General features: G+C 60.1%; 14 protein-coding genes. 3 read left to right on the forward strand and 11 right to left on the reverse strand.

The features are described 5' to 3' along the window. Nucleotides 1-148 precede the first annotated feature (148 nt). The 4 genes from astD to AOA61_RS13970 form a co-directional block, all read right to left on the reverse strand. Entirely contained in the window at nt 149-1,618 is a 1,470-nt protein-coding gene (astD, locus tag AOA61_RS13955) for a succinylglutamate-semialdehyde dehydrogenase (RefSeq protein ID WP_164444890.1), read from the reverse strand. Then, complete coding sequence (gene astA / locus AOA61_RS13960; RefSeq protein WP_032886754.1) at nt 1,615-2,640, reverse strand: arginine N-succinyltransferase; 1,026 nt, start codon at nt 2,638-2,640, stop codon at nt 1,615-1,617. Before astA ends, astD begins: the two co-directional genes overlap by 4 nt. 51 nt (nt 2,641-2,691) lie before the next feature. Beyond that, nucleotides 2,692-3,711 carry an arginine/ornithine succinyltransferase subunit alpha gene (aruF, locus tag AOA61_RS13965; protein WP_032886753.1) on the reverse strand — a complete coding sequence of 340 codons (1,020 nt, stop codon included), beginning with the start codon at nt 3,709-3,711 and terminating at the stop codon, nt 2,692-2,694. A 196-nt stretch (nt 3,712-3,907) separates the two neighbouring features. Then, nucleotides 3,908-5,128 carry an aspartate aminotransferase family protein gene (locus AOA61_RS13970; protein WP_095185704.1) on the reverse strand — a complete coding sequence of 407 codons (1,221 nt, stop codon included), beginning with the start codon at nt 5,126-5,128 and terminating at the stop codon, nt 3,908-3,910. A 310-nt stretch (nt 5,129-5,438) separates the two neighbouring features. Here AOA61_RS13970 and AOA61_RS13975 point away from each other — a divergent pair, with 310 nt between their 5' ends. Beyond that, entirely contained in the window at nt 5,439-11,351 is a 5,913-nt protein-coding gene (locus AOA61_RS13975) for a DUF6543 domain-containing protein (RefSeq protein ID WP_099601983.1), read from the forward strand. A 33-nt stretch (nt 11,352-11,384) separates the two neighbouring features. Here AOA61_RS13975 and AOA61_RS13980 read toward each other — a convergent pair whose 3' ends face one another. The 7 genes from AOA61_RS13980 to acs all read right to left on the reverse strand — a co-directional run bounded on the left by AOA61_RS13980 (nt 11,385) and on the right by acs (nt 19,271). Then, nucleotides 11,385-12,365: a GlxA family transcriptional regulator gene (locus AOA61_RS13980; RefSeq protein ID WP_095185706.1), complete on the reverse strand. Its 981-nt coding sequence runs from the start codon at nt 12,363-12,365 to the stop codon at nt 11,385-11,387. 129 nt (nt 12,366-12,494) lie between these two features. After that, complete coding sequence (locus AOA61_RS13985) at nt 12,495-13,259, reverse strand: ABC transporter ATP-binding protein (protein WP_032886749.1); 765 nt, start codon at nt 13,257-13,259, stop codon at nt 12,495-12,497. Between the two features lie 27 nt (nt 13,260-13,286). Beyond that, nucleotides 13,287-14,399 (reverse strand): succinylglutamate desuccinylase/aspartoacylase family protein, encoded by a 1,113-nt coding sequence (locus AOA61_RS13990; protein ID WP_099601984.1) that lies wholly within the window; start codon nt 14,397-14,399, stop codon nt 13,287-13,289. A gap of 1 nt (nt 14,400) precedes the next feature. After that, nucleotides 14,401-15,099: an ABC transporter permease gene (locus AOA61_RS13995; RefSeq protein WP_032886747.1), complete on the reverse strand. Its 699-nt coding sequence runs from the start codon at nt 15,097-15,099 to the stop codon at nt 14,401-14,403. Further along, entirely contained in the window at nt 15,096-15,785 is a 690-nt protein-coding gene (locus AOA61_RS14000; RefSeq protein WP_032886746.1) for an ABC transporter permease, read from the reverse strand. The genes AOA61_RS13995 and AOA61_RS14000 overlap by 4 nt, the downstream gene beginning before the upstream one ends. Nucleotides 15,786-15,876: 91 nt before the next feature. Continuing rightward, nucleotides 15,877-16,662 (reverse strand): ABC transporter substrate-binding protein, encoded by a 786-nt coding sequence (locus tag AOA61_RS14005; protein WP_032886745.1) that lies wholly within the window; start codon nt 16,660-16,662, stop codon nt 15,877-15,879. Between the two features lie 653 nt (nt 16,663-17,315). Further along, on the reverse strand, nt 17,316-19,271 hold the full coding sequence (acs, locus tag AOA61_RS14010) for an acetate--CoA ligase (protein ID WP_032886744.1): 1,956 nt from the start codon (nt 19,269-19,271) through the stop codon (nt 17,316-17,318). Nucleotides 19,272-19,683: 412 nt separating this feature from the next. Between acs and AOA61_RS14015 the strand changes: the two genes are divergently transcribed. Further along, a complete protein-coding gene (locus AOA61_RS14015) occupies nt 19,684-19,953 on the forward strand; it encodes a DUF2790 domain-containing protein (protein ID WP_032886743.1) in 270 nt (89 codons plus the stop codon). Nucleotides 19,954-20,528: 575 nt separating this feature from the next. Then, a partial coding sequence (locus AOA61_RS14020) for a ribonucleotide-diphosphate reductase subunit beta (RefSeq protein ID WP_143521211.1) occupies nt 20,529-21,277 on the forward strand: 749 nt, incomplete at its 3' end.

The raw sequence follows: 21,277 nt of genomic DNA on the forward strand, positions 1-21,277 counted from the left end.
CTCCACGAACATCTGTTTTTATAGGCATCAAATTACTTGAATACACCACTGACCCCCTGTGGGAGGGGGCTTGCCCCCGATAGCGGTGGATCAGTCACCTGATTCATCAACTGACACACCGCCATCGGGAGCAAGCCCCCTCCCACATTTAGATCAGCGTAATGCCGGGGGTTAGCGTGGCCGGCACCACCAGGCTTGGCGTTTCAAGCGACGCCACCGGGTACGCACAATAATCCGCCGCGTAATACGCACTGGCGCGATGGTTGCCTGACGCCCCCACCCCACCGAACGGTGCGGTACTCGCAGCGCCGGTCAGTTGTTTGTTCCAGTTGACGATCCCGGCGCGGCTTTCCAGCCAAAATTGCTGGTAACGCGCCTCGGAGTCCGACAACAAACCGGCGGCCAGGCCGTACTGGGTGTTGTTGGCCTCGGCAATCGCCGCCTCAAAATCAGCGTAGCGGATCACCTGCAACAGCGGGCCGAACAGTTCTTCGTCTTCGCGCTCGGTCACGCCGGTCACGTCGATGATGCCTGGGGTCAGCAACGCGGCCTGATCCTGCGGCTGGGTCATTTCCAGCAGCGCGACAGCGCCATTTGCCAGCATCAGCTCTTGGGCATCCATCAGCGCTTTCGCAGCGCCAAGGGAAATCACCGACCCCATGAACGGCGCCGGTTGCTGGTCGAACGCACCGACTTCAATCGTCGCACTCACCGCCACCAGCCGCGCCAGCAATGCATCGCCCCAGGCGCCTTCCGGCACCAGCAGGCGACGGGCGCAGGTACAACGTTGGCCGGCAGAGATAAACGCCGACTGGATAATGGTGTAGACCGCCGCATCCACATCAGCAACTTCGTCCACCACCAGCGGGTTGTTGCCGCCCATTTCCAGGGCCAGGATTTTGTCCGGGCGTCCGGAGAACTGCTGGTGCAGGTGATTGCCGGTACGGCTCGAACCGGTAAAGAACAAACCGTCGATGCCTGGGTTGGCCGCCAACGCGATACCGGTTTCCCGCGCACCTTGCAGCAGATTCAACACACCCGCCGGCAGACCGGCTTCGATCCAGCACTGCACGGTCAGCTCGGCGACTTTGGGGGTCAACTCGCTCGGCTTGAACAGCACGGTGTTACCCGCCAACAAGGCCGGGACGATATGCCCGTTGGGCAAATGCCCAGGGAAGTTGTAAGGGCCAAACACCGCCACCACACCGTGGGGCTTGTGGCGCAACACGGCGGTGGCGTCACCCAGGGGGCCGCTCTTCTCGCCAGTACGCTCCCGGTAGCTTTGCACCGAGATCGCAATTTTGTTGGCCATGCTGGTGACTTCAGTGGCCGATTCCCACAACGGCTTGCCGGTTTCCTCACCGATGCAGCGGGCGATTTCATCGGCGCGACGTTTAAGGGTCGCGGCGAAGGTTTCCAGCACGCTGATGCGCTCTTCCAGCGAACGCTTGGCCCAGGCCGGGAACGCCTGGCGCGCGGCCTGCACAGCGGACTCGACCTGCTCGGCAGTGGCGCCGTTGCCGGCCCACAGCACGTCTTGAGTCACCGGGTTGCGTGATTCAAACAACTCACCCTGGCCAGACAGCCAGCTACCTGCGATATACAGCGAATTCATTATTTCGACTCCCGAGCAGCAGACAACGGTACAGCGCGCACTTGATCACCCACCACCAGTTGCAGGCGCTTGGCAGTCTGCGGATCGACCACCAGCGTGCCTGCCGCCAGGCGTGCCGGTGCGGCGGTGATGCGGCACTCTTCGCGCTTGCGGTTATGGATCAGGAACGGCGTGGCGTCGTCCCCCGGCGTGCCGATGGCCAGCACCAGCGACTGGCTGTCGCGCACCGCACGGATTTTGCTGGTCTCACACTCCACTGCCGGGCCGGCGTCGAAGATATCGACATAGCCCTGGTAGCTGAAGCCTTCGCTCTTGAGCATGCTCAGCGCGGGTTCGGTGTCCGGATGGACCTTGCCGATCACGTTGCGCGCGTCTTCCGACAGGAAACAGCTGTACAACGGAAACTTCGGCATCAGCTCGGCGATAAACGCCTTGTTGCCCACGCCGGTGAGGTAGTCGGCCTGGCTGAATTCCATCTTGAAGAAGTGACGCCCCAGGCTTTCCCAGAACGGCGAACGCCCGGCATCGTTAGACACACCGCGCATCTCGGCAATGATCTTGTTGCCGAACAACTGCGGAAACTCAGCGATAAACAACATGCGCGCCTTGGCCAACATGCGACCGTTGAGGCCGTTGCGGTAGTCGGCGTGCAGGAACAACGAGCACAACTCGGAGTTGCCGGTGAGGTCGTTGGCCAGGAACAGCGTCGGAATCTCGCGGTAAATGTTCAGTTCCTGGGAGGCGCTGACGGTCAGGCCCACCCGGAAGTTATACCAAGGCTCACGCAGGCCAACGGCGCCAGCGATGGCGGAAATCCCCACCACGCGGCCTTCGTCGTTTTCCAGCACGAACAGGTAGTCCGCATCGCCACGCCCGGCGTCGCCGCGAAAGGTTTTTTCCGCCCAGCCAACCCGATGGGTCAGGCGCTCTTCGTTGGCCGGCAAGGTCGTGAGGCCGGTGCCGGTGCTGCGCGCCAGATCAATCAGGGCCGGTAAATCGCTGCTGCGTACGGGACGAACGATCATGCTATCTCCTCAGACGGGCCGCTGTTGTCAGCCACCCGCGAAACTCAGTCTTTATACCGCTACCAAGCGCACACTCGCGCCTTCGCCAACGCCCAGGGCTTCGGCAGTTGCCAAGTCCAGGGTCACCGGTTTGCCGGGCGCGTAGTCCAGCTCCAGCATCACCGCACGGTAATCCTGCAACTGCGCGTTGCTCACCAGGTATTGGCGGCCGACACCCTTGACCATCTCGCCGATCTTCACCGGAACCACGCGGCTCTGGGCAATAGAGCGAATCCCCGAAACCCGTGCATGCAGCGTGGGGCCGCCATCGAAGATGTCGATGTAATGGTCGGTCTCGAAGCCCTCGCGCATCAGGATGTCGAAGGTAATCTGCGCACGCGGGTGCACCTGGCCCATGGCTTCCTGGGCTTCGTCCGGCAACAGCGGTACGTAGATTGGGTAGTGCGGCATCAACTCGGCGAGGAACGTACGGCTTTTCAGCCCGCACAGACGCTCGGCGGCGGCGTAGTTGAGGTCGAAGAAGTTACGGCCGATGGCATCCCAGAACGGCGAATCACCGTTCTCGTCGCTGTAGCCGACAATCTCGGTCACCACCGAGTCGGCAAAGCGCTCGGGGTGGCTGGCGACGAACAGCAGGCGGCCACGGGAATTGAGTTCCGACCACGGCGAACCGACCAGCTCGGGCACCACGTAGAAACTGGTGAGCAGGCTGTTGCCGGTGAGGTCGTGGCACTGGGAAAGCACGTGGATCTTGTTGTGGATCTTCAGCTCGCGCGAGGCGTGCACGAAGGTCTCGTTACGAAAACTGTAGAAAGGCTCCGAGTAGCCGGCCGACGCGACGATGGCCGAGCAACCGGCGAGCTTGCCGGTCTCGGTGTCTTCGAGCACGAAGAAATAGCTTTCTTCACCGTTGAAACTTACCTCGGCCGCGAAGGACGCTTCGCTGGCGGCGATCTTGTCGCTGAGGCGTTCCACATCATCCGGCAAGGAGGTGACACCAATCGGGCTGTCCGCAGCCAGACGCTGTACCTCGCCCAGATCAGCCATTTGCGCGGGGCGCATCACCAGCATGGTGTCACTCCTTAACTCTAAAACTCATAGGGGAAAATTACCGGACATAGTTGGAACAACCATATTCCAATGTGGGAGGGGGCTTGCCCCCGATAGCGGTGTATCAGTCACCGGATGTATCAACTGACAGACTGCTATCGGGGGCAAGCCCCCTCCCACATTTTTGACCCAGTCCGGCCGTCAGAAGGTGTAGTTATCAGGCTTGCGTCAGGGTTTTTACTGCACGTTCGAAGCGATCCAGGCCTTCGTTGATGTCCGCTTCTTCCACCACCAGGCTCGGCGCGAAACGCACCACGTCCGGACCGGCTTGCAGGATCATCAGGTTTTCTTTCTCGGCCGCGTTGAACACGTCCTTGGCCTTGCCTTTAAACGCATCGCTCAATACGCAACCTATCAGCAGGCCCATGCCACGCACTTCGGTGAAGATGCCGTACTGCTTGCCGATCTGTTCCAAGCGCGCCTTGAACTGGTTGTGTTTGGCGTTGACGCCGGCCAGCACCTCAGGGGTGTTGATCACGTCGATGACCGCTTCGGCCACCGCACACGCCAGCGGGTTACCGCCGTAAGTGGTGCCGTGGGTGCCGACCACCAGGTGCTTAGCCAGGTCTTCGCGGGTGAGCATCGCCGCGATCGGGAAACCGCCGCCCAGGCTCTTGGCGCTGGTGAGGATGTCCGGCGTCACACCGTAGTGCTGGTAGGCAAACAGGTGGCCGCTACGGCCCATGCCAGTCTGCACTTCGTCGAACACCAGCAGCGCATTGTTGGCGTCGCACAGTTCGCGGGCGCCTTGCAGGTAAGCCAACTCGGCCGGCAGTACGCCGCCTTCGCCCTGGATCGGTTCGAGCACCACGGCGCAGGTCTTGTCCGACACGGCGGCTTTCAGCGCAGCCAAGTCGTTATAAGGAACGTGGGTGATGCCGGTGATTTTAGGACCGAAGCCATCGGAGTACTTCGACTGACCACCAACGTTGACGGTGAACAAGGTACGGCCGTGGAAGCTGTTCAGCGCGGCAATGATCTCGTACTTCTCGGTACCGAAACGGTCGAACGCCACGCGACGGGCCAGCTTGAACGCGGCCTCGTTGGCTTCGGCGCCGGAGTTACAGAAGAACACGCGCTCGGCAAAGGTGGCGTCGATCAGCTTATGGGCCAGGCGCAGGGCCGGCTCATTGGTGAACACGTTGGAGACATGCCACAGCTTGTTGGCCTGTTCGGTCAACGCACCGACCAGCGCCGGGTGGGCGTGGCCCAACACGTTGACCGCGATGCCGCCGGCAAAGTCGATCAGCTCGCGACCCGCCTGGTCCCACACACGGGAGCCTGCGCCACGCACGGGGATGAATGCGGCAGGTGCGTAGTTGGGAACCATGACCTGGTCGAAATCGGCACGTTGCACCGGGGCTTGCTCAACGGACATCGGAGTCTCCTGAAGAGGAACGCCTGCCTGGAACTGGCGGGCGATGCAGGGATTGTAAGGACAGTTTTCAGAGCGGCCTTGCCGCCAAGCGACAACTTCTTATAGCGCCAACCCGCGTTTTCAGCGGGTTTACGCCAATGCGACAAATAGCGTCGCAAAGGCGCAGTTTAAACCGTGCGCAGGCCTCGTGGGCAGGGGATGACAGGATCTTCGCAAATCAGCCCCAGCGCGCTGCGCTAACTGTCTACCGCCCAACGACAAGCCTGCGCTGTTTTGCTGAGCCTCCTCAAAAGCCATCAAGGAACGGCCCATGGCGCAGCATCCTGAAACCCAGACACCACACCTCGACATTCTCCGCGACGCTATCCCTCCTTGGTTGGGCACGGCCAGTGCCGCCAAGCGCGTGGCGTTGAAAGCCTGCACGCCGTTGATTGCCGACTGGTATACCCGTGCAACCGAGTCGCAACATGCACAGCTCAAAGAACTCAACGCCGCCGCCTGGACCGCGCAGAACCTCGTGGACAAGGCTCTGGCGGCACTGAAAAGCCCGGAGCAGTTCGGCGCCGAACGCCTGCACGCGGCACTCAAGGACGAGTTCGGCATCGACACTGATGTGCGCACCACCTACCTGCAACTGTACGTCCCGTTGACCGTTGTCGGTTTTACCGTCAAGCAGGGCGCGGCCAGAACCTGGTCGGTCTCACTGCTGGAAGCGGCGCTGCACAACTTCGAAGCCGACGAGACCTACGCGCAGCACTCCGGCTTCAGCACGCAACCCACGGCCACAGGGCAGTTCAGCCCCCTGCCCGACCTCGACGCGAAGATCAGCGTCGCGCAATTCACCCAGCTCTGCCGGCGCCTGGACATCGGCGTCCAATACCAACGCTACCTGGACGAGTACCTCGACCTGGGCAACCCCGTGGCGCGCAACGCCCTGGAGCACTGGCTCAAACAAAGCCACTTGAGCGCGCTGAAATTCGCTCTGTACATGGCCTTGCTCAAGGACGAGCTGCCCGCCGCCAGCCACACCGCGGTACTCAATCTGATCGAAAACGGCGACGCCACGCACAACGGCTGCCCACCGCTGATGGCCCATGATTTATTCATCATGGATTGTCGCCTCACTGGCGTGGTGCTGTTCGCTCCGGATCTGGAGAACAGCCGCGATACAGCCCCGCTGATCGCCTATATCCCCGACGATCCGCAACACCCGATCAAACACTACCCCAGCAGTGCCGCGTTCATGCAGAGCCTGGTCGCCCGGTTGCGCTCGAAGGACTTTCAAGGGTTCTTCAGCCGTTTTGTCCGCCATGAAGACGCTGCGGTGTTCTTCGCCAACCTCAATCAACGCCTCAGCCAAGTCACCTGGCATGCGCATAAACAGGGCGATCCACTGCCCAGTTGGCGTGACACCCCGACCCAGAGCCCCCAGCTGCAATTTCGCAGCCTCAGGATCAACGGTGACCTCTTCGCGCATCTATTCCAGATGCACCTGAGCAAGCTGCTGGCAGACGCGCAGAGCCGCGCGGTCTCCACCGCCAAGGTCGACCAGAACGCACGTTGGGAACGCTGGGAATTCCTGAAAAAAATCGGCGATACCCTGCTGCAGATCGTTGCCTTCGTGGCACTGCCGTTCGTGCCGCCGCTGGGCGCACTGATGCTGGCGTATACCGCCTATCAGGTGCTCGACGAGGCCTTCGAAGGCATCATCGACTGGGCTGAGGGCCTGCGACATGAAGCCCTGGGCCATGCTTTGGGCCTGCTGGAGCAGATGGTCCAACTGGGCCTGTTCGCCACCGGATTGCCCATCATCGAAGGACTGGTGCGCGAAGCATTGCCCGCGCAGCTGCTGGCCTTCATCGAGCGCTTGCAACCGGTCAAGCGGCCCAACAGTCAGCGCCGTCTGTGGCAACCCGACCTCAGCCCCTATCGCCAGGACGTGACACTGCCCGCCGAGGCACGCCCGGACGCGCAAGGCCTGCACCTGCACGCAGACAAAAACATCCTTAGCCTCAATGGCGAGCGCTATCACGTGCAGAAAGACGCCGGCCGCTATTTCATCCAGCACCCCACGCGACCTTCGGCTTACCGTCCGGCCGTGATGACCAACGGACAGGGCGCCTGGGTCACCGAGCTGGAAAACCCCTTGAGCTGGGATAGCACTACGCTGATGCGCCGCCTCGGTTACCAGACCGATTCGTTGAGCGACGCGCAATTAGCGCAGGTCCGCGACAGCAGCGCTACCCATGACAACACGTTGCGCAAAACGCACAGCACCCAGCAGCCGCCACCACCGCTACTGGCCGACACCCTCAAGCGCTTCAAGATCGACCAGCAGTTGCAGGAGTTTGTGACACAGATGAACAGCGACGACCCGGCGATCTACGCCAAGGCCGATCCGCAGACCCAATTGCAGTTGCTGATCAGCTATGGCCTGTGGCCCTCCGGCAAGACCTTGCGGGTGGTGGATGCCAGCGGCAACACCCTGTGGGAGTTCCTAGGAGAATCCGGGGCCAGCACTGTGCAGGTACTTGAGGAGCAATTGCGCAACGGCGACCTGCTGCCCACCCTGATCGACAGCCTGAATGAGCCGGAGCGCAAGGAACTACTGGAAGAAGAATTCGGCCTGCCTCCCGCCTCCAGCCGCACCCGCGCAGCCGCTTTGCGCAAGAAACTTGCGCGTATTGCCCAGGACAAGCGCTTCTCACTGTTCGACTCACGCTACCGCGGCCAGGACCGCACCAGCGACCCACGTGTGCAAAAGCTCATCGACAGTGCCTCGCGCCCCGGCCTGCCGACGCCGGTTGCCGAGGAGTTACTGGCCGGTGCCAGTGGCGAGGAGCTCAAGTCGATCGACGCTGGCAACGTACCGACGCGCCTGACCGAACTGGCCGAATGGTCGTTGCATGAAGTGCGCACCACACGCGCCTATGAAGGCCTGTATCTGGACGCTGTGGAAAATCCGGACACTTGCCGGCTGGCGCTGCATTCGCTGGAAAACCTCAATGGCTGGCCCGAGTGGATTCGTCTGGAACTGCGCCAATACCGCGCTGACGGCGAGTTGCTCGACGCCATCGGGCCTACTTACGCGCCGACCAAACGTACGCTGGTGGCCACACCGGACGGCCAATTCATCCCCGAGAACGGCCAGACCGCACTGTTTGGCAGCACCGACTTCTTCACCGCCGTCCTGCAGGCCCTGCCTGACAGTGCACGCAATGCGCTGCAACTTCATATCGGCCAGGGCCCACGCCTCAAGCAGGCGATCGGCGATGCCCCGGTGGATCGCCCTACCTTGCGCGACATATTAAAGAGCGACCCGCACAACAAACCCAGCTACGACCCCAATGTCATGCGTTTGCGCGGCGGCATGGACGGTTACCCGCCAGCCATTCCCGAGGTGCCGGGCCCCAGCCGCGGCCCCTCGCTCGAACAACAGCTGCAGACGCTGCGCCCGCAACTGTCGCGCGCAAGAATCCGCGACATGATCGCCGCCCTGCAAAATACCCCCGGCGGTGCACAACTGGCCTTAACCCGGTTGCGCAACGAATACATCCAACTGGACCTGAACCTGGTGGTCTGGGAATCCCAGACACCCCGTGTACACCCCACAACCGGCGCTACGCTGAGCGCGCTCCAATATGAATACCTGCGGCGCGACCGCAATTTGTTTGCCCACCAACTACGGCGAGCCTGGCGCCAGGAAACCGAGCTCGATAACTTCTATGAGCCGCCAGCCATCAACGGTCATATCCTGCGACTGTCAGCCCCCCTGCTGGGTGAGTTGCCCACCCTGAGTGCACGCTTCGAACATGTCTCTCACCTGGAATTGCAGGGTGCGCACCAACGCATGGAAATCGACGGATTCCTGCAGCTTTTTCCAAGCTTGCGTCGGCTGAACATCCGCAATCTTGCCGTGGACGAACTGCCGCCCAGCCTGGCCTCGATGAACACGCTCAACGAATTGATCCTGAGCAGCTGCAACATCCGCCTCACCGAGCAAAGCCATGCGGTCATCAACAACATGACGCGCCTGTTGACCCTTGACCTGTACAACAACCCCCTGACGCTGACTCCCAATGTGGAACAGATGCCGCAGCTGCAATACCTGGACCTGGCCAACACCGACATCGAGCAACTGCCCGAAGGATTGCTAAGTCGCAGCCACCTGACGCTGGCGATGCTGTCCAATAACAGGATCAGCGAGTTGCCTGCCGCCCTGTTCGATTTGCCCGTCGACATCACTCGGCATTTCGACCTGTCCAACAACCCGTTGTCCGAACCGACACTGGAGCGCGTCAAAGCCTACTACCAGCGTACCCAACACTACTTGGAAGCGATCCCAGCCAGGGTCGACGTGGAGCAGGCCAAAAGACTGTTCCCCTCGTTCAACGGCGACCAAATCAACCGCTTCATTTTTGGCCTGCCAGGGGACCTGGCAGCCGGTCGCGTCGAGATGAGTCGGCTGGAGAGCGAATTTCCCACTATCCGTCAGGATTGCCTTGGCTGGGCCAACGACAGCAGCGTCACCGCCGAGGAACAAGCCCTGCGCCACCGATTCATCGTTGCCCTTGAGGCAGGCTGGCGACGCGATATCACCTCGGGCGATGTCAACTTCGGGCTGCCAATGCTCAGCTACGAATTCAGCCTTTTCCTCCCGGTGAGCGGCGATTTGCCCGCCCTGCGCACCTCGTTCAATCATGTGTCCGTGCTCGCCTTAAAGGGCTTGGGCTCACCGTTGGGCCTGGATGCGTTCCTGCGCAGTTTCCCGGCGCTGACTGCGCTGCATATCGAAAACTATGCACTGAGTGAACTGCCGCGACTCGGCCACCTGCCAAACCTGTCGTACCTGGTGCTGGACCGCTGCACGCTCCAATTGTCGCCATCCGCGCAGCAAGCCTTGCAGGGCATGCGTGAACTCAAGCACCTGAACCTCGATAACAACCCGCTGGCGCGACTGCCGGATTTCAACCAGCTGCCCAACCTGGTCAGCCTGTCACTGCGTAACACTGGCTTGAGCGAACTGCCCCGCTCGCTGATTCAGCCGGCGGTATTGCGTGCCCGCGTGGACTTGAGCCAGAACGCTTTGCGCGAGCTGCCTGATGAGGCCTTCGAACTGCCGCGGGCGGCCAGCAACGCATTCGACCTGTCGGCCAACCCGCTGTCGCCCTCGACCTTGCACGCGATCAAGCGCTATTGCCAAGCCAAGGGCGAACACTGGAATGCCAGCATTCCCGATGCACAATTGCAGCGCATCAACGCGCTCTACCCCAGCCTCACGGAGCGAGACACCAAGCGCATCTTTTTTGAGCTACCCGGCGAACTGGAGGACGCCGACGCGCAAATCAGCCGCCTGAGTGCCGAATACGAGCGGCTCGACAGCGACCTGGAGGAATGGGTACTCAACGTCCCCGCCATGGACCAGCTGGCCAACCCCCTGCTGATCGAAAATGCCCGCGCCGAGGAGCAGGTGCGTCGACTGGCATTCAAGGAATTGATACTGCGCTGCTGGCGCAGAGAAACCGATCTGGATGAAAACGAATGGCCCGCCCGAAACACTCACAAGCTGATCTTCAACGGCCAGCTTTCCGGAGATCTGCCAGCCCTGAATGCGCGCCTGGAACATGTGACGCTGATGGAACTGACGGGCGACAAGCGCCATGTTCGCGTAGGCGAATTCCTGCAGGCGTTCCCAAACCTGACTGCGCTGACAGTGGAGCAGCACGCCCTGCAGCGGATTCCCGACCGAGTGTTCGAACTCAAGCAATTGCGCCTGCTCAAGCTCAGCAATAACCAGATCCGCCTGACGCCGAACAGCATCGAGCAGCTGTCACGCCTGACGGAGCTCACTTACTTGGATCTGAGCGACAACACCCTCACCCAAGCGCCGGACCTGCGCAACATGACGCGACTGACGATGGTGTACCTGCACAACTGCAGGCTGCGCGACATACCCACGGGGATCTTCAGCCTACCGCGCCTGCGAGCCGTAGACCTGAGCGACAACCTGATCGAGCACTTGCCGGACGACCTGCTGGGAATGCCACTGCCGCTCGACGATGACTCGGATGTGAGCGGCAACCCCCTGTCTCCCGAAAGCCTGACGATCTTGCGTACCTATTACCGGCAGACGGGCTATGAGTTGGGGGTGGAGGAAGCGACATACGACGAAAACATGGAGGACATAACCCCGCCCGGCACACCGGAACCCATGGAGGAGTGAGACAGTCGCGTACCTGTTCGTGACAACCCGGTTTCAGCCGCGTTCGGACGGCACCGATGACAACTCGAACGGGCTGCTGCTGCGCCGTTGATTGCGGTCTTCACGCGGGGTGGCGCCGAAGAAGTTGCGGTAGGCGCTGGAGAAGTGTGGCCCCGAGGAAAAGCCGCAGGACAGGCCGATCTGGATGATCGACTTGCTGGTTTGCATCAGCATTTGGCGGGCCTTGTTCAGACGCAGCTCCAGGTAATACTGGCTGGGGACGCGGTTGAGGTACTGCTTGAAGATCCGCTCCAGTTGTCGTCGCGACACACAGACGTGCTGGGCAATTTCGTCAGTGGTCAGCGGTTCTTCGATATTGGCTTCCATCAGCAACACGGCCTGGGTCAGCTTAGGATGGCTGGAACCCAGGCGGTTTTGCAGAGGAATCCGCTGGCGTTCGCCGCCTTCGCGGATGCGTTCCACCACCAGTTCTTCGGAGACTGCACCCGCCAGTTCGGCGCCGTGGTCGCGGGCCAGTACCGCCAGCAGCAAGTCGAGTACCGACATGCCACCGCAGGCGCTCAGGCGATCACGGTCCCAGTCGAACAGGTGGCTGGTGGCGATCACCTTGGGAAAACGTTCGGCGAAGTCATCCTGCCAGCGCCAGTGCACGGCGGCGCGATAACCGTCGAGCAGACCGAGTTGGGCCAACGGGTACACGCCGGCCGACAAACCACCGATCACACACCCGGCCCGCACCAATTGCTTGAGGGCCGTGCTCAGTTGCGAGGCAATAACGGTTGGCGGCTCGTCGGCCAGCAGAAACAGTTTCTGAAAGCCTTCGAGCTTGCCGGCCCATGGTTCGCCCGGCAATTGCCAGGCGCCTTCGGTGGCGGGCTCGGCGAGCAAAAACGACAGCTCGTAAACCACATCCGGATGCACCCGCTGAGCAACGCGTAAGGCCTCCTCAGCCAGCGCAAGCGTGAGTGCCTTTGTGCTGGGCCAAATCAGGAAACCAATTTTATGGGCGGTCATGGAGTGCTATCCGAAGCCTGTAACAGTAATGAAGACAAGGGCCAATGCTAGCCCGTAAACCAACACAAAGCTTAAAAACGATAAAGATCCAACTGAAGAACCCCAATGTAGAGATCCATGTGGGAGGAATTATTTCAAGCTGCCGGACAGGAACTGCTGCAACCGCTCGGACTGCGGGTTCACCAGCACTTCCCGCGGGTTGCCGCGCTCTTCAACAATCCCTTTGTGCAGGAACACCAACTGGTTCGACACTTCGCGGGCAAAGCCCATTTCGTGGGTGACCACCACCATGGTGCGGCCTTCCAGGGCCAGGTCCTGCATCACCTTGAGCACTTCGCCGACCAGTTCCGGGTCCAGCGCCGAAGTCGGTTCGTCAAACAGCATCACCTCAGGTTCCATCGCCAAGGCACGGGCAATCGCCACACGCTGCTGCTCGCCGCCGGACATATGGCCAGGGAACGCATCCTTACGATGGCCCACGCCGACTTTAGCCAGATAGTGCTCGGCCTTTTCACGGGCATCTTTCTTCGACATGCCCAACACGTGCACCGGGGCTTCCATCACGTTTTCAAGCGCGGTCATATGCGACCACAGGTTGAAATGCTGGAACACCATGGACAGGCGCGAACGCATGCGTTGCAGCTGCTTGGGATCAGCGGCCTTCAGGGCGCCGTCCTTGTTGGCCACCAGTTTCAGCTCTTCGTTATTGAGCAGAATCTTGCCGGCGTGGGGTTGCTCCAGCAGGTTGATGCAGCGCAAAAAGGTACTTTTGCCCGAACCACTGGAACCGATGATGCTGATCACATCACCGGCCGCAGCGGCCAGGGAAACGCCTTTGAGCACTTCATGACTGCCATAGCGTTTATGCAGGTCTTGGACTTCAAGTTTGTACATGCGGTCGGTTCTCACAAAAACAGGTGGTCAGTCGTTGAGCAAGCGCCCGTGTCGCAGCGCGTCGCGCCCCGCCACCTTGGCCAGCCAGAAACCCGCTTGGGCATAACGTAGCCGTTCAACGGCAAACAACACCCCCGACGTACCGGCGCAGATAACGCTCACGCGGTCTTGCAGGGGGTCAATCACTTCAAAAATCGGTTCGCCGGCGTCCACCCAATCTCCGGCTTTGCGCAGGTAACTGATCACCCCGGCGTGGGGCGCGAAGAGCAACTCGGTGCCTTCAAACGGCATGCCTTCGCACGCTTCGTGTTGCGCAGCCGGCCATTCGCCGTTGATCAGGCCTTGCTCGGCAAGGAATGCGAGGATGCCCTCGGCGTGGAAGATTGCTTCATCACGCCCGGTGTCGGCTTGACCGCCCAGTTCCAACGTCGTCGCGAGGCACGCCAACGGGATCTGAGCGTCCGGAAACATCCGGGACAAGCGCAACCATGGCAGCGAGCAGGCTTCATCAAACGAGCTGCCACCGGAATCCTCCGCCAACAAGCCGACCTTCACATTCAGATGCGCCGACAGCGAACGCCACTGGGGCCAATGCTGGGGCAGCGCGTACATATGCAGCGCGGCTTCGGCGTCGCAATGCAGGTCGAGGACGATATCGGCGGTGCACGCGTGGCTCAGCAAGACGCGCTGCATGCCTTGCAACTGGCTGCTCGGCTCGGGCAAGTCGCTGAGCGCATCGCTCATGGCCTGACGGATCAGGCGCACATTGGCATGGGGATCATCCCCCAGCTTGCCTTGAAGCAATGCGGCAACCGGTTCGCTCAACTCGACGAAATCGCGGTTGAAATTCTTGCCACTGCCTACTTCGAAACGCCCCTGGTGGCTGCCTTGCAACAACTGGCCCAGGCCCATCGGATTGGCCACCGGCACCAGCTCAATCACACCGTTGAGGGCGCCTTGCTGTTCCAGTTCTGTCAGGCGTTTTTTCAGTTCCCAGGCGGCTCGCATGCCGGGCAGTTCATCGGCGTGCAGGCTGGCCTGGATATAGGCCTTGCGCTCACCGCTGCCGAAACGGAACACGCTCAGTTGGCGCTCGCAGCCCAGGTGGCCCCAGGGCAACAGGTGGTCGATACGTTCCATATCAGTGCTTCCGTGGAGCCAGGTAGCTCAGCCAGCGGCGCTCGGCCAACTTGAACAGGCGCACCAGGATAAAGGTCAGGCACAGGTAGAACACGCCAGCGGTGATATAGGCTTCGAACGGCAAGTAGAACTGGGCGTTCACCGTGCGTGCGGCACCGGTGATGTCGATCAGGGTGACGATGGAGGCCAGACTCGTGGTCTGGAGCATCATGATCACTTCGTTGCTGTACTGCGGCAGCGCACGGCGCAAGGCCGACGGCAGCAGGATGCGGCGGTACAGCTTATAGCGCGACATGCCCATCGCCTTGGCCGCTTCGATCTCGCCATTGGGCGTGGCCTTGAGGCTACCGGCAATGATCTCGGCGGTGTAGGCGCTGGTGTTGATCGCAAAGGCCAGGCACGCACAGAACGTGGCGCTGGACAGCAGGGGCCACATAAAGCTTTCGCGCACCGCTTCGAATTGCGCCAGACCGTAGTAGATCAGGAACAGTTGCACCAGCATCGGCGTGCCGCGGATCACGTACGTGTAGAGCCAGGCCACACCGTTCACGACCGGCTGCTTGGACACACGCATCAACCCCAGGGGCAAGGCGGCGAGCAGGCCGAAAAACAGCGAGATGGCGAGCAATTTCAGGGTAGTCAGCAGGCCGCCAAGGTACAGCGGCATGGCCTCCCAGATGACGTTGTAGTCGAAGATCATAGATCAGCCGCCCTTACGCCTACCGAGTAGCGCTTCTCAAGATAGCGCAGCGCCAGCAACGATACGCTGGTGATCACCAGGTACATCGCCGCCACTGCGAGGAAGAAGGTAAAAGGCTCGCGGGTGGCATCTGCCGCCTGCTTGGCCTTGAACATCATGTCTTGCAGGCCTACCACCGAGATCAGCGCGGTGGCCTTGGTGAGTACCAGCCAGTTGTTGGTGAAACCAGGGATCGCCAGCCGAATCATCTGCGGCACCATCACCCGGAAAAACACTTGGAAACTGCTCATGCCATATGCAAGGCCGGCTTCGGCCTGTCCCTTGGGGATGGCCATGAAGGCGCCACGGAAAGTTTCCGAAAGGTAGGCGCCAAAGATGAACCCCAGAGTGCCGATACCGGCGGCCAAAGGGTTCAAGTCGATATAGTCGTCGTAGCCGAGCATCGGCGCGACGCGGTTGAGCAGGTCCTGGCCGCCGTAGAAAATCAGCAGGATCAGCACAAGGTCAGGGATCCCGCGGATCACCGTGGAGTACAAGTCACCCAGCCAGGCCAACCAGCGCACCGGCGACAGGCGTAACGCGACCCCGATCAGACCCAGAACAATGGCCAAGGCCATGGACGACAAGGCGAGCTGAAGCGTCAACCATGCGCCATCGAGGATGACGGCCCCGTAGCCTTTCAACATGATTCAGGTCCTCGAAAAGGGGGATGAAAAAATGGCGCAAACCGCAGGAATTCTGTTGCTTGCGCCATTTAGGACAGACCGCTGCGACGTTTTACTGGGCTTCTGGGCCGTAAATGTCGAAGTTGAAGTACTTTTTCTCGATTTCTTTGTATTTGCCGTTGGCACGGATCGCAGCGATAGCAGCGTTGATGCGGTCCAGGTTTTCCTTGTCGCCTTTACGTACCGCGATGCCTATGCCGTCGCCGAAGTATTTGGCGTCAGTGAAGGATGGGCCAACGAACGCGTAGCCTTTACCAGCGTCGGTCTTCAGGAAACCGTCTTCCAGCAGGGTGGCATCGGCCACGGTACCGTCGAGGCGGCCAGCGGCCACATCCAGGTAGATTTCGTTCTGGGTGCTGTAACCCTTGATGTCAGCGCCTTTTGGAGCCAGGACTTCACGAGCGAAGCGGTCGTGGATCGAACCACGTTGCACGCCGATCTTCTTGCCTTTCAATTCATCCAGACTGTCGCTGACAGCGGTGCCTTCCTTCATCACCAGGCGTGCTGGGGACAGGTAGTAGCGATTAGTGAAATCAACGGACTTCTTGCGGTCTTCAGTGATGGACATGGACGACAGGATGGCGTCGATCTTGCGCACTTTGAGCGCAGGGATCAGGCCGTCGAACTCTTGCTCGACCCACGTACATTTGACCTTCATCTCTTCGCACAGGGCGTTGCCGATGTCGTAGTCAAAACCAACGATGTTGCCATCCGGCGCCTTCGAGGCAAACGGAGGGTAAGCCGCTTCGATACCAATTTTCAGAGGCTTGCCTTCAGCGAAGGCCTGCATGGACAGCACGGACAGCGCCAGGGCGCCCAACAGCACGAGTTTCTTCATCTTGGGACTCCATCGGTATAGGGCAAAACAGCAGTATGAGCCATGGCCCACGATGCGGCGAAGGTGAAACCGAATAGCGGTGCTGCGTCCGACACCAATTCAACATCGGCGACGACGAGCGAGTGATCGGCATTCTAACGACAGGCCGGAAGCCGATATTTCCTCAATGCGACAACAATTTACAGAAGCACAGAGAAAGCGGTTCCAGCTCATTGACAGCCCCTGGATTTTATGCAGAGACAAAAGACATTAAACCTGTAGACGCTGCAAATTGCGGGCCTATTATTCGCAAACCCTTCTGGCACGGCAAGTCTGGCGTTTAATCTTATTTCTTGGGGTGTCTGGAATGGGGTTTTTCGGGGCACGGGCGTAGCGCTTTGCCTCATGTGTGGACATGGGGTTACACATTTGCCCCGCTCGGTAACATTCAGAAACCTCCTACGCAATAAACCGATATTTATTCGGGTGGCGCAGATCCAAACGTGGGAGGGGGCTTGCTCCCGATGGCGCTAGGCCAGCGACAGCTGTATTCACTGCCCCACTGCAATCGGGGGCATGCCCCCTCCCACACTGGATCCCCACCGGCTCGAAGCGAACATAAAAAAGCCCCACGCGGCTCACACCGAATGGGGCTTTGTCCAACCAACCTCGCCTTAAGCGACGTTCATGGTCTTGTGGGTTTCAATCAAATGCGCCACTACACCTGGATCCGCCAGGGTGGAGATATCGCCTAACCCGTCGTACTCAGCCGTGGCGATCTTGCGCAGGATACGGCGCATGATTTTGCCCGAGCGGGTCTTCGGCAAGCCCGGAGCCCACTGGATCACGTCCGGCGAAGCAATCGGCCCGATTTCTTTACGCACCCAATTTTTCAGCTCCAGGCGCAGCGCTTCGTTTGGCTCTTCGCCATTTTTGAGGGTGACATACACATAAATGCCCTGCCCCTTGATGTCATGCGGCACCCCAACCACCGCTGCTTCAGCCACTTTAGGGTGGGCAACCATGGCGCTTTCAATCTCGGCAGTGCCCATGCGGTGGCCGGAAACGTTCAACACGTCATCCACACGCCCCGTGATCCAGTAGTAACCGTCCTCGTCACGGCGCGCGCCGTCACCGGTGAAGTACATGCCACGGAAGGTCTTGAAGTAGGTATCGACGAAACGGTCATGATCGCCAAACAGCGTACGCGCTTGGCCCGGCCACGAATCGAGGATCACCAGGTTGCCTTCGGCAGCCCCTTCGATCAGGTTGCCCAGGTTATCCACCAACGCCGGCACCACGCCGAAGAACGGCCGTGCAGCCGAGCCTGGCTTGAGCGCATGGGCGCCCGGCAGCGGGCTCATCATGTTGCCGCCGGTCTCGGTCTGCCACCAGGTGTCGACGATTGGGCAACGGGATTGACCGACGTTCTTGTAGTACCAATCCCACGCTTCCGGGTTGATCGGCTCGCCAACGGAACCGAGCAGGCGCAGGCTGCTGCCGTCAGCACCTTCAACGGCTGCGGTGCCGGAGGCCATCATTGCGCGGATGGCGGTCGGCGCGGTGTAGAGGATATTGACCTTGTGCTTGTCGACGATCTTCGCCACCCGAGTGATGTCCGGGTAGTTAGGCACGCCTTCGAACAACACCGTGGTCGCGCCATTAGACAGCGGGCCATAGACAATATAGGTGTGGCCGGTGACCCAGCCGACGTCGGCAGTGCACCAGTAGATTTCGCCCGGGCGATAGTCGAACACGCGCTCGTGGGTGAGGCCGGCGTAAAGCAGATAGCCGCCGGTGGTGTGCTGCACGCCTTTAGGCTTACCGGTGGAACCGGAGGTGTAGAGGATAAACAGGGCTTCTTCGGCGCCCATTTCTTTTGGCGCGCATACGGTGCCCGCCACTTTCATCAGGTCTTCGTACCAGATGTCGCGATGCTGGTTCCACTTGATCTGGCCATTGGTGCGTTTGCACACGATGACCTTTTGGATGCTGCTGGTTTCCGGGTTGGTCAGTGCGTCGTCGACGTTGGCCTTGAGCGGAATCTTCTTACCGGCGCGAATGCCTTCGTCGGCAGTGATCACCACCTTCGACTTACAGTCGATGATGCGACCGGCCAGGGCTTCCGGCGAAAAACCACCAAACACCACCGAGTGAATCGCACCGATGCGGGTACACGCCAGCATGGCAACCACGGCTTCGGGGATCATCGGCATATAGATAGTCACCACGTCGCCGCGGTGCACGTCCTGGCCACGCAGGGCGTTGGCGAACTTGCAGACTTCTTCATGCAGCTCGCGGTAAGTGATGTTGCGGCTCTCGGCAGGGTCATCGCCCTCCCAGATGATCGCAATCTGGTCGCCACGCTCGGCGAGGTGACGGTCCAGGCAGTTATAGGACACGTTCAGGGTGCCATCGGCGAACCACTTGATGTCGACATGGTGATCGTCGAACGAGGTCTGCTTCACCGTGGTGAAAGGCTTGATCCAGTCAAGACGCTTGGCTTGCTCACGCCAGAAACCATCGGGGTTGACCACCGACTGCTGGTACATGGCCTTGTAGGTCGCCTCATCGGTCAGCGTGTTGGCTGCTACTTCGGGGCGAACGGGGTACAGGGAAGCCGCACTCATCTTTCTTACCTCGGTGACAATAGTTGTTTTTGTATGCCCTGTTGTAGCCGGGGCGACCCCATAGAACCATTCGACGATGGTAGTAACAAGCCCCTACACATTGCCCTGGTATCGGCTGACAGGGCTCTGGGCCAAGGGCTGCAAGGCTTCTGGCGCTGTGTGAAAAAACCTTTACCACGGGATTGTTACAAAAACCGCCAATAGTGTTTATCAAAAGCACGGGTATATGAATATAACCCGCAGGCCTAAAATCAACTCCGTCAACACGACGCCGTGGTTTACACGGCAGTGATTAACAACGTAACAGCCCCCACGAAGGCAACGTTAATCCGAACTAACCAATCCTAAGTTACACACGTGGCCTCACAAGGGCCCCGTGACCCCTTTCGCCCTGAAGAAGGTAAGTAAAGAAATGAAAGCTCTCGTAGTTATGGCCCTCAGCAGCTTGTGCGCCACCGCCGCCCTGGCCGACGAAGCCCCGACCGAGCTGGCCGGCCAGAACGCCCCGATTGTTGAAGATTACACCTACAGCACCCACTTGGACGTTGCCAAAGTATTGTCCATGAGCGAAGTTCCGAATGTATGTGAAGTTGTACCTGCGAAGATGGAATATGAAGATTCCCAGGGTCAACGCCATATTCTTAATTACAAGATTATGGGCAACGGTTGCTCTAACGGCTAACAACTTAGTCAGTTAGAAAACACCCGGATCTTATTCGCCGCAAGAAATCGTTCTTGCGGCAAAGAACCGGCTTGAGGCACCACGCAGTCCAGGTGTGGGAGAGAGCTTGCTCCCGATAGCGTCAACCGCCGCACCTCTCTATTACGCCCTACGTCCCGTCCCCTGCCCCCACCCGCAAAAAGCCGCTCATCGCTCCTCAAAAAAAACCAACCCCAGCAAAGCCTCGCAAACACACGCTTTGGCCGAAAACCACGCCATTTTGGCCCTCGCCCGTGACCATCCACCGCAACACAAAACCGAATTTTTCCCTATAATGCGCGGGTAAATCGGGCCTGCAATATCCCTTTACACTGGGACGAAGAGCCAGACCTGAGGCCTCCGCGCGAGCTTGCACCTACCGCTGCGCACCTCAAGCCTCAAGCAGAGTACCCGTAACCCTATTCCGTTTAATGCCTGCGCTAGCTGCTGCAACAAACGATTCCTTAAGATCCACCGCGGCCCTAGGGCCGTGTGAACACCCAACCATCCGGTTTCACACGGGCACCTTTGAGCCCTCACGCAGGAGACGACACGTCATGCTGAGCTGGGACGAATTCGACAAAGAAGAAGAAGGCGAAGTAGCCATCAAAGGCGCCAACGCCGGCCACGCCACCGAAGCCAACATGGACCGCCTCGACGGTGCTGGCGCAGCTGCCGCCATCGAAGCACGCGCCGTCACCGCCAGTGACTCCGCCGCCATCGTGCGCGCCAAGGCTGCCCTGGACAAACTCGACGTCGCCGAAGGCCTCGCCGAGCTGGAAGGCTCCGCCGCCCGCGTCGCCGTTGACGAAAAACGCATGATCAACTGCCGCGCCGACCTCAACCAACTCGTGCCCTTCAAGTACGACTGGGCCTGGCAGAAGTACCTCGACGGCTGCGCCAACCACTGGATGCCGCAAGAGGTCAACATGACCGCCGACATCGCCCTGTGGAAAAACCCCGAAGGCCTGACCGACGACGAACGCCGCATCGTCATGCGCAACCTGGGCTTCTTCTCCACCGCCGACTCCCTGGTTGCCAACAACCTGGTGCTGGCCGTGTACCGCCTGATCACCAACCCGGAGTGCCGCCAGTACATCCTGCGCCAGGCCTTCGAAGAAGCAATCCACACCCACGCCTATCAGTACTGCATCGAATCGTTGGCCATGGATGAAGGCGAGATCTTCAACATGTACCACGAGATCCCATCGGTCGCTAAGAAAGCGGCTTGGGGCCTGAAGTACACCCGTTCGATCTCCGATCCGAAGTTCGAAACCGGCACCGTTGAGACCGACAAAGAACTGCT

This window comes from Pseudomonas sp. 2995-1 (assembly GCF_002742505.1).
Lineage (GTDB): Bacteria > Pseudomonadota > Gammaproteobacteria > Pseudomonadales > Pseudomonadaceae > Aquipseudomonas > Aquipseudomonas sivasensis.

Excerpts from the sequence above, each read along its gene's own strand:
- astA (WP_032886754.1), bottom strand. The coding sequence starts at position 2,640 with ATGATCGTTCGTCCCGTACGCAGCAGCGATTTACCGGCCCTGATTGAT.
- aruF (WP_032886753.1), bottom strand. The coding sequence starts at position 3,711 with ATGCTGGTGATGCGCCCCGCGCAAATGGCTGATCTGGGCGAGGTACAG.
- AOA61_RS13970 (WP_095185704.1), bottom strand. The coding sequence starts at position 5,128 with ATGTCCGTTGAGCAAGCCCCGGTGCAACGTGCCGATTTCGACCAGGTC.
- AOA61_RS13975 (WP_099601983.1), top strand. The coding sequence starts at position 5,439 with ATGGCGCAGCATCCTGAAACCCAGACACCACACCTCGACATTCTCCGC.
- AOA61_RS13980 (WP_095185706.1), bottom strand. The coding sequence starts at position 12,365 with ATGACCGCCCATAAAATTGGTTTCCTGATTTGGCCCAGCACAAAGGCA.
- AOA61_RS13985 (WP_032886749.1), bottom strand. The coding sequence starts at position 13,259 with ATGTACAAACTTGAAGTCCAAGACCTGCATAAACGCTATGGCAGTCAT.
- AOA61_RS13990 (WP_099601984.1), bottom strand. The coding sequence starts at position 14,399 with ATGGAACGTATCGACCACCTGTTGCCCTGGGGCCACCTGGGCTGCGAG.
- AOA61_RS13995 (WP_032886747.1), bottom strand. The coding sequence starts at position 15,099 with ATGATCTTCGACTACAACGTCATCTGGGAGGCCATGCCGCTGTACCTT.
- AOA61_RS14000 (WP_032886746.1), bottom strand. The coding sequence starts at position 15,785 with ATGTTGAAAGGCTACGGGGCCGTCATCCTCGATGGCGCATGGTTGACG.
- AOA61_RS14005 (WP_032886745.1), bottom strand. The coding sequence starts at position 16,662 with ATGAAGAAACTCGTGCTGTTGGGCGCCCTGGCGCTGTCCGTGCTGTCC.
- acs (WP_032886744.1), bottom strand. The coding sequence starts at position 19,271 with ATGAGTGCGGCTTCCCTGTACCCCGTTCGCCCCGAAGTAGCAGCCAAC.
- AOA61_RS14015 (WP_032886743.1), top strand. The coding sequence starts at position 19,684 with ATGAAAGCTCTCGTAGTTATGGCCCTCAGCAGCTTGTGCGCCACCGCC.